The sequence below is a fragment of the Bdellovibrio bacteriovorus genome (assembly GCF_025558485.1).
Taxonomy (GTDB): domain Bacteria; phylum Bdellovibrionota; class Bdellovibrionia; order Bdellovibrionales; family Bdellovibrionaceae; genus Bdellovibrio; species Bdellovibrio bacteriovorus_G.
On record NZ_CP102930.1, the window covers coordinates 2,423,169 to 2,436,336 of the forward strand.

Annotated in this window: 15 protein-coding genes and 1 pseudogene; 10 read left to right on the forward strand and 6 right to left on the reverse strand. The window is 43.0% G+C overall.

Annotated elements, in window-relative coordinates; genetic code table 11:
* Positions 1 to 77 precede the first annotated feature (77 nt).
* From EZJ49_RS11930 to EZJ49_RS11945, 4 genes are all read left to right on the forward strand, one after another.
* Entirely contained in the window at positions 78 to 503 is a 426-nt protein-coding gene (locus tag EZJ49_RS11930; protein ID WP_262552369.1) for a PPC domain-containing DNA-binding protein, read from the forward strand.
* 138 nt (positions 504 to 641) lie between these two features.
* Entirely contained in the window at positions 642 to 884 is a 243-nt protein-coding gene (locus EZJ49_RS11935; protein ID WP_262552370.1) for a BrnA antitoxin family protein, read from the forward strand.
* A 107-nt stretch (positions 885 to 991) separates the two neighbouring features.
* On the forward strand, positions 992 to 1,459 hold the full coding sequence (locus EZJ49_RS11940; RefSeq protein WP_262552371.1) for a hypothetical protein: 468 nt from the start codon (positions 992 to 994) through the stop codon (positions 1,457 to 1,459).
* A gap of 90 nt (positions 1,460 to 1,549) precedes the next feature.
* On the forward strand, positions 1,550 to 3,025 hold the full coding sequence (locus EZJ49_RS11945) for a nitronate monooxygenase (RefSeq protein ID WP_262552372.1): 1,476 nt from the start codon (positions 1,550 to 1,552) through the stop codon (positions 3,023 to 3,025).
* Between the two features lie 152 nt (positions 3,026 to 3,177).
* Here the strand turns inward: EZJ49_RS11945 and EZJ49_RS11950 are convergent, their stop codons facing one another.
* From EZJ49_RS11950 to EZJ49_RS11960, 5 genes and pseudogenes are all read right to left on the reverse strand, one after another.
* Entirely contained in the window at positions 3,178 to 4,434 is a 1,257-nt protein-coding gene (locus EZJ49_RS11950; RefSeq protein WP_262552373.1) for a type II toxin-antitoxin system HipA family toxin, read from the reverse strand.
* Positions 4,431 to 4,655, reverse strand: coding sequence for a helix-turn-helix domain-containing protein (locus EZJ49_RS16440; RefSeq protein WP_410468738.1), 225 nt, complete (start codon positions 4,653 to 4,655; stop codon positions 4,431 to 4,433). The genes EZJ49_RS11950 and EZJ49_RS16440 overlap by 4 nt, the downstream gene beginning before the upstream one ends.
* Positions 4,656 to 4,713: 58 nt before the next feature.
* Positions 4,714 to 4,902 (reverse strand): annotated as a pseudogene (locus EZJ49_RS16445) (toxin-antitoxin system HicB family antitoxin); the annotation flags it as partial.
* Between the two features lie 33 nt (positions 4,903 to 4,935).
* Positions 4,936 to 5,346, reverse strand: coding sequence for a helix-turn-helix domain-containing protein (locus EZJ49_RS11955; protein WP_262552375.1), 411 nt, complete (start codon positions 5,344 to 5,346; stop codon positions 4,936 to 4,938).
* Entirely contained in the window at positions 5,336 to 5,683 is a 348-nt protein-coding gene (locus EZJ49_RS11960) for a hypothetical protein (RefSeq protein ID WP_262552376.1), read from the reverse strand. Before EZJ49_RS11960 ends, EZJ49_RS11955 begins: the two co-directional genes overlap by 11 nt.
* 214 nt (positions 5,684 to 5,897) lie before the next feature.
* On the opposite strand from EZJ49_RS11960, the gene EZJ49_RS11965 reads away from it, so the two are divergent.
* Complete coding sequence (locus EZJ49_RS11965; protein WP_262552377.1) at positions 5,898 to 6,341, forward strand: hypothetical protein; 444 nt, start codon at positions 5,898 to 5,900, stop codon at positions 6,339 to 6,341.
* 45 nt (positions 6,342 to 6,386) lie between these two features.
* Entirely contained in the window at positions 6,387 to 6,545 is a 159-nt protein-coding gene (locus tag EZJ49_RS11970) for a hypothetical protein (protein WP_262552378.1), read from the forward strand.
* Positions 6,546 to 6,620: 75 nt separating this feature from the next.
* Here the strand turns inward: EZJ49_RS11970 and galE are convergent, their stop codons facing one another.
* Positions 6,621 to 7,592 (reverse strand): UDP-glucose 4-epimerase GalE, encoded by a 972-nt coding sequence (galE, locus tag EZJ49_RS11975; RefSeq protein WP_262552379.1) that lies wholly within the window; start codon positions 7,590 to 7,592, stop codon positions 6,621 to 6,623.
* 292 nt (positions 7,593 to 7,884) lie between these two features.
* Between galE and EZJ49_RS11980 the strand changes: the two genes are divergently transcribed.
* The 4 genes from EZJ49_RS11980 (at position 7,885) to EZJ49_RS11995 (ending at position 13,115) form a co-directional block, all read left to right on the forward strand.
* The gene (locus EZJ49_RS11980; protein ID WP_262552380.1) at positions 7,885 to 9,288 is read left to right on the forward strand and encodes a UbiA family prenyltransferase; all 1,404 of its coding nucleotides are present in this window, start codon (positions 7,885 to 7,887) and stop codon (positions 9,286 to 9,288) included.
* Between the two features lie 7 nt (positions 9,289 to 9,295).
* Positions 9,296 to 10,345, forward strand: coding sequence for an acyltransferase family protein (locus EZJ49_RS11985; RefSeq protein WP_262552381.1), 1,050 nt, complete (start codon positions 9,296 to 9,298; stop codon positions 10,343 to 10,345).
* A gap of 15 nt (positions 10,346 to 10,360) precedes the next feature.
* Complete coding sequence (locus EZJ49_RS11990; RefSeq protein ID WP_262552382.1) at positions 10,361 to 11,995, forward strand: hypothetical protein; 1,635 nt, start codon at positions 10,361 to 10,363, stop codon at positions 11,993 to 11,995.
* A 142-nt stretch (positions 11,996 to 12,137) separates the two neighbouring features.
* Positions 12,138 to 13,115: a hypothetical protein gene (locus EZJ49_RS11995; RefSeq protein WP_262552383.1), complete on the forward strand. Its 978-nt coding sequence runs from the start codon at positions 12,138 to 12,140 to the stop codon at positions 13,113 to 13,115.
* The last annotated feature ends 53 nt before the right edge of the window (positions 13,116 to 13,168 follow it).

Genomic DNA, 13,168 nt, shown 5'->3' on the forward strand with positions numbered 1-13,168 from the left:
GATACTCCCATCGGTCGGGCTGACAAAGTTGAAGTTTATAAAAGTTTGTTTTCATTTCGTTAATACGGGGGGCTTATATGGCAACTGAACCTTTTTCCAGCTCTGTAACCAGCTATTGTTTCCGTTTGAGACCCGGGCAAGACCTTAAAAAAGAGCTTATCTATTATTGTCAGTTGCATCACTTACATGCGGCCTGTGTGGTCAGTTGCGTCGGAAGCCTGAACAAAGCCCACCTTCGTCTGTCCAATGGCAAAGATGTCGTGGAATTTCAGGGGCCTTTTGAAATTGTGTCTTTAAGCGGAACCGTTAACAGCACCGGTGCCCATCTGCATATCTCTGTCAGTGACTTTGAAGGCAAAGTCGTTGGCGGCCACCTGATGGACGGGTCTGAGATTTACACCACTGCGGAAATCATGCTGCTGGAAAATCCGCAACTGACATTCCAGCGGGAAAACGATGGGCATACGGGGTATAAAGAGTTGGTGGTTCTGAAAAGAATTTAGCGGCCCAAAGTCCCGCCTTGGGACGGTTTTCGCTTTAATATTGCCATTGTATATACAATACTGAACTCCTTCATATGAAAACCGAATCAGGGCGCCCTCAGGATCTCGTTGATATCGAAAACATAAAGGCAAAACTGCGTGAAAAAAAGTAAGGTCTCGGCAAAGAAAAATAAATCAGAGCAAATCTCCCCTGAATCTGCCCTCAGATTTCTTGAAGATATGCGAGTCATGTCTTCACAAATTGACGAGCCCACTGTGGCAATCAGCCTAAGAGTTCCCGAAAATATCCTGAGAAGCCTGAAGCTAAAAGCGAAGGCTGATGGAAAGAAATATCAATCACTGATGATCGAATATCTGCGCAAAGGCCTCTTAGAAAAATAGCGCATTTTGTTGAAGTTTTTTACAGTTCTCCTCACCTTGAAACATTTCGGTGTTTTCATTGGAGTTCTTTTCTGACTTCGGGATAATAGACCCCAGCGGAGGACTTCATGAAGAAGTACATGACAGCATCGATGCTTGCTCTATCACTGATGATGACCAACAACGCTTTTGCCGACAGCGCACTAGGTGTGGTGCTGGGCGACCCGACGGGCTTTTCAGGACGAACAAGCCTTGACGGGCAACACTCGCTGGAAGGTGCCTTAGCCTATTCCACCGGGCATCATTCCGGACTGCATGTGCATGGAACTTATCTGTGGGACCGGGCACGCGTATTTTCGGTCGAGCGCAGCGGTCCGATTGAAATGTACTACGGCCTGGGTGTACGTTTGATTTCCATCAACAGCGGAAAGCACGATGGCGATATCGCGATTGGCCCACGCGCCCCGTTGGGGTTGGTTTACAATATCAACAATCCCAATCTGGAGTTCTTTGGTGAGCTGTCACTGGCTTTGGATCTTGCGCCCGACACAGATGTTGATTTGGACGCAGGCATTGGGGTTCGAATTAGATTCTAACGGAACACCCATTAACCCAGAGCGGCAGAAAATTCCATAAACAGGTTCTTTTTATTTGCGACTTGATTCGGGGGCCAATAGATTGCTCGGATGCAATACAATCATCCGATAGTTATTCAAGGTGGCATGGGGATCGCGGTTTCTGACTGGCGTTTGGCAAAAACAGTTTCTCAAACAGGCCAATTGGGTGTTGTTTCCGGAACTGCGATCAACTCTGTGCTGGTTCGCCGTCTGCAAGATGGCGATCTTGATGGCAGTTGCCGTCGCGCCTTAAAGGCCTTCCCGTCCCAGGCGATTGCACAAAAAATCCTGGATACTTACTATGTTGAAGGCGGAAAAGCGCCTCAGCAGCCTTACAAACGTCCTCCGATGTTTTCTATCGAATCCCCGAAAGCGTTGTTGCAACTGACTGTCGCGGCCTGCTTCGTTGAGGTTTGGTTGGCTCGTGAAGGTCACAATGGTGTTGTCGGCCTGAATCTTCTGGAAAAAGTCGTTCTGCCAAACTTGGCGTGCCTTTATGGCGGCCTGCTGGCGGGAGTGGATTACGTCATCATGGGTGCCGGAATTCCGCGTGAAATTCCAGGAGCTCTGGATCTGCTAAGTGAAAATCAAAAAGCCACTCTAAAAGTTCCTGTAGCCGGTGCTGCGGAAGAAGTGGTGACGTCTTTTGATCCTCAGGAAGTCATGGAGGATACGGCGTTGGCTCCACTGAAACGTCCGTTCTTCTTCCCTATTGTTTCTTCCGCGATTTTGGCTGCAAACTTGAAGAAAAAATCCACGGGCCGCGTGGATGGTTTTATTGTCGAAGGTCCTTTGGCTGGCGGGCACAATGCTCCCCCACGTGGTCCGATGAAACTAAACGACAAGGGCGAGCCGATCTATGGCGAGCGCGATGAAGTTTGCCTGAAGGAAATGGCGGCTTTAGAGCTTCCGTTCTGGATGGCGGGTTACTATGCGACTCCGGAAAAGTTGCAGGAAGTTCGTGCGATGGGGGCTCATGGAGTTCAGGTCGGAACCTTGTTTGCGTTTTCAAATGAGTCTGGCGTAAAACAGGAGCTTAAAGAAAAAGCCCTGCACACAATTATGACTGAAAATGCACCTGAAGGCGGCTGGATCTTTACTGATCCTCGTTCATCGCCGACAGGTTTTCCGTTCAAAGCTGCGCGCATTCCCGGGACGATTTCTGAAGAGACCATCTATGCCAGCCGCAAACGCATTTGTGACCTGGGGTACCTGCGCCACGCTTATCAGAAAGAAGACGGCGGCATTGGCCAGCGTTGTCCGGCAGAACCTGTGAATGATTACGTTAAAAAAGGTGGCTTGGCTGAAGATACGGTCGGTCGCAAATGTCTGTGCAATGCCCTGATGGCGGATGTGGGCATGGGGCAAATCCAAGCTGGTGGTCAGGAAGAGATTTCCTTGCTGACGGCGGGAGATGACTTGAACAATGTGACGCGTATGTTGAAGGATGGGAAAAAGTCCTATAGTGCGCGGGATGTTGTTGGGTATTTGTTGGGGCTTGAGGAGCGTGCTGAGATCTCAAGAGAGACAACGACACATCCCTAATAGATCAGAGTACAAGGGCCTGCGCGAGGCCCTTTGTTAACTTACGCTTCTCTTGCGATTTTTTCTTCAATGGCCTGATTTATATAATCTTCGTTCCCACTCGTAAGCGGTTTTGCAGATCAGCTCAAGATCTAATAAAGATCTTTGCCACACTAAAGCGTTTTATAAAGATTCACGCGACTGTGAATTTCAGCCCGCAGATCTTTCTGAATATACTTAAATCTGTCATCGCCAGAAATCTCGGCCCATAAAACTTCGACCTGCTGCTGCACTAACGATGCCATAGAAGCCATCACTTTCAGGAAGATATCCTTCCTTTTTTCGAATCCAAGATCTTCTGCCAGCATTTCGAAATTCTTTTTCTTCATTTTGGAAGGATTACGCTGCCCACCAATTGAAAAGGCAAAATCAGACGACATGTTTTTATAAATACTTGTACTAAGAAGATCATACATCGGAGCCAGACGAGTTTCGCCATCGACATACAAAAATGACAGGTTCTTAGAATGAGAATCGTTATTTCCAATTAAAAGATTAAAGGCCAACCAACTTAGAGCCGCCTCCAGATCATTGATTTTGTTGTCGGAAACCTTTTCGATTGTCTTATAGTTTTGAGCAAAGCCAGGACCGCCGTCTTCCTCGTACTTTTCTGCCGACGGATAACCTTGGGCCTGACACATATCATACTGGTGCAATCTTTCCACCCGTCCGTTCACTATGGCTCGGTCATAGCGTTCGACTAAAAATAGCAGGTGTTCTTTGCCAACCAACTTAACAGTTGGAACCTCTAACTTACACAGTTGTGCCAAGCGCATACAAAGGTATTCATTTTGTACCGAGTTTAAAACGCCAGATATTCTTGCGGGGGGCTTCAAAATATGGGTCGTCGGTCTGGCATCAATAGAAAGAAATACCTCGTCATCTTGTACGATGACAGGAATCTTATCTTGAGCCCCTGCCAATGAAAATCTTCCTTTGTGCTTAACAAGGCTATGCACATACAAACTGTCTTTGTTTGCGATGACTTGATCAATTTCATCAAAAGATATCTTTTCCAGATCGCCGCCTGCTGTATGATCTGGAGGGCCCTGTAACGGAGTTATCTCAAGAGCGCCGGCACAATCAAGGCCATAACTTTCCAAAATCTGGTACGGATCTTCGAAGCTTTTTTTGAGAATCTGTTCAAATATTTTGAGTGTCTCCCCTTCAGGAAGAAGGTTATCAAAATACGACTTTGTAATGCGGTTATTGAATTGCTCTTCTTGCAAAGGCAGTGCTGGAGACAGCGCAAATCTTTCTTTACTCCCCAACCAGGCCGCAGAATATGTAAATCCTAAAGTATCATCTTCTTTTTTTTCCAGAACTCCGACAGGCAGCTTTTTATAAAAGACATTCAAGGGCTTCTTCATTTTCTTTTTACCTTGATGTAGATCTCGATATTGCACAGCTTCAGTATTTTAAGAAGTGTAGAAAGCTTGATATCTGATTTTTGATTCTCGAAATTCAAAACAGCATAACGGGAAAGGTCCGCGTATTGCCCTAGCTTTTCACTTGAAATTCCCTGGTCCTTTCGAACCTTTCGAACTTCTTCTGCGAGCTGAGATGCACTTGTAATACGTGTATATTCCACCTGACCTCCAAAAAGTTGCCTACAATAAACATTTTAGAGATTTTGGCGGTGAAGTCCATTAAAAGTTGCCTAGAGACAACTTTTTGAGGCGAAAGGCAGGACTTTGGGAGGAAAGTTGATTGGGGGCAACCTGCCTACGCTTCTCTTGCTCTGCGAATACTTTGACCATGCGGTGCTTTTCCGGCCCCATTCTTAAATTCAAAGTTCCGGATAAAATAATTTCAGGAGTCTTTCCCTCTTTTGCGCAAAACTCTAAATAATCATCTACACCCGAAGTGGCTTAACCCGCATGATGAAAAACTGTTTCCATGATTGGCTCGTGAGCAAACTTGCCGAAAATTCCATCAAGTGTATCAAAGCTAATATTATGGTCGGCCCTTTCCAAGCTTTTGTATGTGCTTTCAGAAATGCCCAGAGCTGATGAAAAATCCTTCTGTGTTTTTCCTTCGCGCTCGCGAATAAAGTATAAACAAATTGCCAGCTTTTGTTTGCTGTTTAGATTCAGGCTGGTCAAAATATACTTAAGATTGCTAGCCGCATTTTCGATTTCATAACCAACAACTGTGCTCTTATCCGCCTTCGCGACAAATTTAAAAACCTCGGGATGCTCAGTACGAGTTTGTGTATTAGGAACATTCATCTCAAAGTACATATACATAAGATCATTCTCAGCTAGGTATTTAAGATTCATTTTTTACCTCCTTTGAAAACAGCTCTTTTCCTGTTTTCATAAAGTCCGTCTCATATGCAGTTATAATTTTACCCACCCCTGAGTCCTTAACTGCAACTACGACGCAAAAGAAAATATTTTCAACATCGTTGCCCTTGATCTCAATAGAATAAAAAAGACAGGCATTATTGGAGCTCTTGCTCTGAACAACTCTCGAGGGAGCACTTAAAGTTTCCTTTACTCGCTGTATAGTTACCTCTGGATGCCCCAAAATCGCATGTTCTAAATCCTCGCCCCAGATCTCAACCTTTAGGCCTCCGATTGAATCAACAACTTCTAATAGCCCGCTCTTGCTCATACTAAGACCTGAAAATCATAATACATTAATACCCCCAAATGGGCAATATATTAACCTAAGTTACTATATCATCCTTTTTCTATTTACCTACGAACCTTTAATGGGTTTTTATGTGTAAATTTTATGTAAATCAATATTTAAAATGCTAAATCAAACTAAAGTTTATTTGCAATAAACCGATAAGCATAACGTCTTTTAAAAAGGGAGTTTACGCATGCTGTTTGATATTACAAATGGGTGCCACCTCGTAGTCCCCGAAGATCTAAAGAATATGAAACACTATCAGGCCTTTATCCAAAAGGCGCACCCCAGTACCGTGACAGCCGTATTTCGAAAAATAAACTCTTTTCTGGATTCGCAACAACCCTCTACCAATAGTCAGTTAATATGGGTTCGGCTTGCAAAAATGATGGGACGGAAAAGTGCAAGCCCGCACAAGGATATCGTTTACGTTGAGGAGGCAGTCGAAAATGCAGTTGGCGACGGAAAAAATTTTTTACTACTTTGCGGCCTACTATTTATGATCACAATAGCTGAAAGAGAGGAAAAGCACTGGCTTTGTCATAAAGTCGAAACAGATGATATTGATCCAGAAAGTGGAAAATTCATTGCTTGGCGTGGCTACTGGATCAATACAGATTTTGACGCTCCCAAATAGACAATCAGAAATGAACGAAATTGAGATTTGCCGGAGGAACTGAGCATGGCAAAAAAGAAACCAAAAAATAAAAAATCAAATACAGGAAAGATCATTGGTGGCGTTAGCGGAGCCGCTACGGGCGCCTTTATAGGAAAAACATTGGGGTTGCAGCACTTGGCACAGCTGTCGGCCTTCCTGTTGTCGCAGGCGTGGCAATTCTAGGCCTTGCAGGTATTGGGTTGGGGTCTTTCTTCGATGAATGATCGAGGGTAACGTAGAGACAAAGCAGGCCACACCTTATCTTTTCTCCCACTCGTAAGCGGTTTTGCAGATCAGCTCAAGATTGTCGCGCTTTGGGGTCCAGTTAAAGGCTTTGCGCACTTTTGAAGAATCAGCCACCAAGGTGGCTGCATCCCCTGCTCTTCGGGGTTGTTCCTGGACTTTGAAGTCAACACCGCTGACTTTTTTGACGGTGTCGATCACTTCTCTGACTGAGAATCCATGGCCATAACCACAGTTAAAGACTTCGGACTTACCGCCTTCATTCAGGTATTGCAACGCCAGCACATGCAGATCCGCAAGGTCTTCGACGTGGATGTAGTCGCGAACACCAGTACCGTCCGGAGTAGGATAGTCGGTGCCGAAGATGCCCACGGAAGCTCGCTTGCCGCAGGCAGCTTCACTGGCAACCTTAATCAAATGCGTGGCATTTTTAGTTCTTTGGCCGTTGTGACCGTTTTCTGCGGCGCCGGCGACGTTGAAGTAACGCAGGCAGACGGAGCGGATACCGTGTGGAGCTTCGCAGTCGCGGAGGATTTGTTCGCTCATTAGTTTCGAGGAGCCGTAGGGATTCAGTGGCGCTGTTGGGGATTTTTCGGTGATAAGACCGTCTGCAGTCGCATCGCCATAGACCGCTGCTGTTGAAGAAAACACGATCTTTTTGACGTTATTTACTGCACAAGCCTGCAAAAGAGAAAGAACGCCCATGGTGTTATTTTCGTAGTATTCCATCGGCTTTTCGATGGATTCTGGGACGATCAGCTTGGCCGCAAAATGAACAACGGCTTCGATGGAGTATTTTTTGATGACCTCGCCCAAGGCAGAACTATTGCGGACATCTCCTTGAACAAACTCAACACCAGCCGGAATCGCTTCGCGGAAACCTGTGGTTATGTTGTCCAGGATAATAACTTGGTGCCCGGCTTTTAAAAGAGCCTGCGCTGTGTGTGAACCGATGTATCCGGCGCCGCCGGTAACTAGGATTTTCATAGAAAGACCGTATCATTCATCTCTAACTCTATAAAGCATCACAGATGACCAAGCGCTTCAAAACTTAGCCTCCTCGTGAAGATACCTACAAAATAATGCCCAAATCTCTCTTCAAAAAAGAGTCACACCTCAAGGGCAAGAAAAGATACATCTGTATAAGTAAGGTAGCTATAAAATCCAACCACTACCGCCTTGATGCGCCAGTTCTTCTTCGCCAATAAAGCAAAAGGATGATTGTCTTTCAAAAAAAGACTCAGTAATCTCTCACCTTTAACAGAACTATGAGTTATTTATGAATTACTTAGTTGTTGATTTGGACGAGTCTCTAATAAAAACAGACTTGCTCTATGAACAGGCATTTTCTTTCTTAAAAAAGAACCCTTTTAATATCTTCAGGATGCTTTTGTGGCTCTTCACGGGAGGCCGACTAGGGTTGAAAAACAACATGGCAGCAGTCATTCATCCGACCGTTGAGAATCTACCTTATAGAAAAGAAGTACTGGCTTACATAGACGAACAAAAAAGACAGCACCACACTATAGTTCTGGCAAGCGCTTCGCCACAGGTATGGGTCCAACGTGTTGCAAACCACCTAGGGATATTTGACCATGCCATCGGGTCCAAAGATTTCAATTTAAAAGGCCTATCAAAGTATCATCACGTAAAAGACACAATAGGAACTGGCCATTTTAAATACGTTGGAGACTCTAAATCTGACCTAGAAATCTGGAGTAACTGTGGATCAGCGATCACAGTCAATGCAACTCCAAAGGTCATTAAGAAACTTCGAGATCAATCCATACTCATAAAAGAAATATCAGACAAGCTGCCAAAGTCCAAGCTTCTTCTCCAGCAAATGAGAGTTCACCAATGGGCAAAAAATACACTTCTCTTTCTTCCGTTATTTGCTGCACATCAACTTAATCTCACTTCATTTCTAAATGTCACAATTGGCTTTTTCTCTTTTGGATTTGCGGCATCAGCCGTTTATATACTTAATGATCTTATTGACATTGATGCTGACCGGAACCATCACTCCAAGAAGAATCGTCCACTAGCTTCAGGCTCAATTAGCATAAAAGATGCCCTACTCACCCTTGGTGGAGCATCTATTCTATCGCTCATCTTTGCATTACACGTCGGCATATCTTTTCTAGGTGTCATCTTTGCCTATTGGTGTCTAAATTTTCTATACTCATTTTATCTAAAAAAAGAAGTCATTCTGGACATTATTTTACTATCTGGAATGTATACCGTACGCCTATTTGCCGGAGCCGCCGCAACAGGTATTTTACTTTCCCACTGGCTTTTGTCGTTCTCGACGCTATTCTTTTTTAGCCTAGCATGCGTTAAGAGATTCACCGAGCTAATTAGAAGTAAAAACAAACCCAGCATTGATGGCCGAGGATACCGCAACATCGATCAAACGGCTGTGCTTAATTTGGGGATAGGCACTGGCCTACTTTCTATACTCGTCTTTCTTTTGTATTTACGTAGCCCAGATGTGGGACAACTTTACACAAATCAAGACAGACTTTGGCTACTGACTCCAGTACTTCTATACTGGCTCGGTAGACTCTGGCTTTTAACTTGTCGGGACGAAGTCCATGATGATCCCGTTGTATTCGCAATTAAGGATAAAATTTCGTGGATTTGTTTAGCCTTTATTGCATTCACAATTGCAATAGCAATGTAACAGTATCATGAAAGAAGATATTCTGAATAAAAACGAAATTACGGAACGAGACTCGTACCTAGATATAGCAAGAGGCATCTGCTCGATCTCAATAATTTTTATCCACACTGTCTTTTGGAGCGGAGAGGGGTACACTCCAAAAATACTACAAGGTATTGCATTACTCATTGATGTTCCTCTGTTCTTCTTTATCGCTGGATGCACAAGATCCCTGACAAAGGGAGATCTAGTAATATCTGCCATACTGAGATTCATCTTATCTTTTTCAACAACTGCATTATTATACAGCTTATTTACTTTCAAACTTGATGTCGGCAATCTCTCAAACGCACTAACGTTAAACTATCCCGACTACGAAAAAATCCCTCTCATGAAGGGGTCATTCTGGTTCGTACCCACATATTGCGTCGTTTCTATATTTGCAGCTATACTTCTCCGCCTATCAAGAGTGGTTACATATACCCTTTTTGCCCTGTGTGCGCTTTACTATATCGCCACATTCACCAACACTACATCCATCTCAACTATGCAAGTTTTAGGCGCCAATGCCAATTTTGTTTTATTCTACTTAACAATCTATATGTGTGGATACTTATTCCACGCACAAAGATTCCCTATAGATAAAATGCGAAAGATTGGAGCGATTATTATTGGCCTATCGCTAAGCTGCTTCGCAGCCCTTTCGTTTATCGACCCAAGTATTAAGATTTCTAACTTACAAATTTTTAAATTTCCCCTTACGCTTCCCTATGGAGTCGCATCAACCCTTTCCATTGGGCTATGTATACTGGCCTGGAATCCAAATTTAAAATATTTACGAATACAACATATTGGAAAAAACGCCCTATTTTATTATATCGCGCAGGCCATCGGTGGCTCTTTCCTACTATCCCTCAATCCTCTTATCCAACTTCCTTGGGCCGCTAAATTACCAATAATGTTCACAATAAATGTCATTGTTACTGTCATATTTGCAGAAATTCTTCGTGTTATAGTGCTACAAATAGAGAAGCTGATCCTATTACCAAAAACAACCTCTCGAAAATTAAGATCATAAAAAAAGTGGAAAGAAATGCAACTTAGCGTACTTACAGAGACCTCAGAAATAGCACCACAGTCCTCGATAGAAAAAATCTACGCAGAAACAAGTTTCTTTTTTCTTTTAGTTTTGACTCTCCCGGCTCTATCTGCATCCACAGGTTCTATTTTAGAGTTCTTTTTTAAGATACAGCCCCTACCTAATATATTTCCAGCAAGCATTATTGCATCAGTCGGCTTAACAGTTTTTGCATTCAAAACCCCGTGGTATAGAATCTGTGTATACTTATCATTTTTGATAGCCTTCCTTTTGGTATCGTACTTAAATTTTGATTTATCATGGGATGGATTAGCCTACCATCAAAGAGCTATCCAACATATGGTCGAAAACAAGAATTTGCTCTTAAGCAGCAGCGGCTCAATTTGGGCAGATTACTATCCAAAAGCCACATGGTATTTTGCAGCTGAAGTATATCGCTCTCTTGGCGACATCCAACCAGGAAAAATCTATCACTGGCTGGCTGCCTTGTTTATTTTTTCATATAGCTTACGCTTCTCTTCAAAGATTACTCATTACAAATGGGCCCAGTATTTCTTCGCTAGCATCATCGCATTTAATCCAATATCCATTTCTCAAATGGAAACATTCTATCTGGACAGTACACTGGGTGTTTTTACTTTCGCGATCATTTTTTCTGTTACTCTGATAATCAAAGAAGACAATCGTTTTGATTGGCTTATACTTATCATATCGTCAACTATCGCTATCAATTTAAAATTTAGCGGCTTTGCGCCACCTTTTTTAGGCTTTTCATTCCTGACGGCATACACATTACTTAAGCGCAACTTCACTCTATTTAACAAATGTCTCCTAGCTGGACTTATTGCTCTTTTTATTGCCTTAGGAACGTTAGGCTTTGATCCTTACATCAAGAATCTCTTACATGGTAAGCATCTTTTGCATCCTCTTTATGGCCAAGGTAAAGTTGATATTATGGCCCTCAATTCACCACCCGGCTTTACTACAAGAAATCGTTTTACAAACCTAGGGGTATCAATACTCTCGAAGTCAGAGAACATTTCAGAACTTTCCGGAAAAACCCCACAACTCAAAGTACCCGGCACGGTTTTCCGAAGCGAGCTTTTAGGGTTTGAAATACCAGACGTCAGGCTTGCTGGCTGGGGGGTTCTATTTTCACTGGCATTGATATCAAGTTTCTTTGCGGTGAACTATCGAACGTTAGGGATAGTCCTAAGCACACCACTTATACTGATTGTACTTCTGACAGTTGTACATCCCGAGTCTTGGTGGGCTAGATACTCCCCTCAACTGATAGCACTCCCAACTCTCCTCGCCCTCTACAGCAGTACCATTTATGCACCATCTCGGCGCCGAAAATATCTTGGAATATTTATATTTCTAGTACTAATCCTAAATAGCTTACTGGTAATTCCCAACAAGTATCATGCCACTTCCGTTGGCAACGACTTCATAAAAAATTCTCTTGTTGGATATAAGGGAAATCATGAGGTTTACGAGCTCAGAGGTTTCATTGCAACACCTCTACTTAAAAGGTTTAACATCTCTCCACACCTAGTTAGCAAAGAAGAGCTGGAAAAGGACATTGGTTCCTTTAAAAAGGTTCAAGACTTCTTCTATATAAAATAGCTACTAATATTTGCAGTGATAAAATCTATCACTGCCCATCCAAAAGACTCTAAACAAAAGCCCTTGACTCATATGATTCCGCAACGACATTATGCTACATAACACACTCTCGCCCCCAACCTGAACCGTTGAGAAAATTTAAATGAACTTTCGCCTTCCCCGTTGCAACAGGAAAAAACACACCAAAGTCTTTTCAGAAGTACTGTTTTACAAATTTTTCTTCCTTGCAGCGAATTTAAAACTTATACAAAAGGGATTTGCGACTGGTCATTTTGGATATAACAGCAACACATACTTCCCCTCTCTTTTTTCCGTTTTGAACCCATTCTATTTGAATTTATTGCTAATTATCTTCGTAATTGCACCAAATCGAATCTTGAATGCATTTGCGGCAATTCTTGCTTGGGTACTGATGGCTCACCCAAATACTCTTGGCGTTCAACATTTTGTAACCGTATTCTGGACGAGCCTCTGGCTGGCACAGCACGATAGAAGTAAACAATCACTCTGGATAGGAAAGTTCATCTGCTCCATGATATTTCTCTGCGCATCCCTAGGAAAGGCGACTGAAGGATGGTGGAGTGGAGACTATATTAAAAATCTGATGTGGACCCATACTCATCTCTATAAGCTTCTGGGCCCATCATTGTTCTCAAAACTTGCGATAGTTGGCGAGGCATCCCTAGGAATAACTTTTTTAATTCCAGGGATCTTTGGACCGATACTTAGCTTGCTCCTTATTTCGGGGATGTTTATTGCAATGTCCCTGGAGGTGCTTGATGCTCTTGGCCCAATTTGTGGCATGCTTTTGTCAATATTAGCCTATGAGATCTCCAGTAAAACAGATGCCCTCTCAGTATTCAACGAGGGCATTTCAAAAAGAACGGCACAAATAATAACTGCATGGACAACAAATATCCGTATATCCGACTATTATTACTCAACAGAAAATCTCAAAATGAACAAGGGTCTTTCCGTCAAAAACGAAAATGGAAAGCACTTCCATGGACTCGATGCTTACCTAGAGCTAATTCGTAGAGTACCTATCTTACTTCCACTATATCCCTTATTAAAAATAAAGATAATATACAGAATTGGAGAAAAGTTTTTTTCAATCTAACTACGAGGATAAAATGCATTTTTTTAGAATTAGTATCGTAGCGTTTCTAATTA

Coding starts and splice junctions, on each gene's coding strand:
- EZJ49_RS11930 (WP_262552369.1), top strand. CDS start 78: ATGGCAACTGAACCTTTTTCCAGCTCTGTAACCAGCTATTGTTTCCGT.
- EZJ49_RS11940 (WP_262552371.1), top strand. CDS start 992: ATGAAGAAGTACATGACAGCATCGATGCTTGCTCTATCACTGATGATG.
- EZJ49_RS11945 (WP_262552372.1), top strand. CDS start 1,550: ATGCAATACAATCATCCGATAGTTATTCAAGGTGGCATGGGGATCGCG.
- EZJ49_RS11950 (WP_262552373.1), bottom strand. CDS start 4,434: ATGAAGAAGCCCTTGAATGTCTTTTATAAAAAGCTGCCTGTCGGAGTT.
- EZJ49_RS11955 (WP_262552375.1), bottom strand. CDS start 5,346: ATGAATCTTAAATACCTAGCTGAGAATGATCTTATGTATATGTACTTT.
- EZJ49_RS11960 (WP_262552376.1), bottom strand. CDS start 5,683: ATGAGCAAGAGCGGGCTATTAGAAGTTGTTGATTCAATCGGAGGCCTA.
- EZJ49_RS11965 (WP_262552377.1), top strand. CDS start 5,898: ATGCTGTTTGATATTACAAATGGGTGCCACCTCGTAGTCCCCGAAGAT.
- EZJ49_RS11970 (WP_262552378.1), top strand. CDS start 6,387: ATGGCAAAAAAGAAACCAAAAAATAAAAAATCAAATACAGGAAAGATC.
- galE (WP_262552379.1), bottom strand. CDS start 7,592: ATGAAAATCCTAGTTACCGGCGGCGCCGGATACATCGGTTCACACACA.
- EZJ49_RS11980 (WP_262552380.1), top strand. CDS start 7,885: ATGAATTACTTAGTTGTTGATTTGGACGAGTCTCTAATAAAAACAGAC.
- EZJ49_RS11985 (WP_262552381.1), top strand. CDS start 9,296: ATGAAAGAAGATATTCTGAATAAAAACGAAATTACGGAACGAGACTCG.
- EZJ49_RS11990 (WP_262552382.1), top strand. CDS start 10,361: ATGCAACTTAGCGTACTTACAGAGACCTCAGAAATAGCACCACAGTCC.
- EZJ49_RS11995 (WP_262552383.1), top strand. CDS start 12,138: ATGAACTTTCGCCTTCCCCGTTGCAACAGGAAAAAACACACCAAAGTC.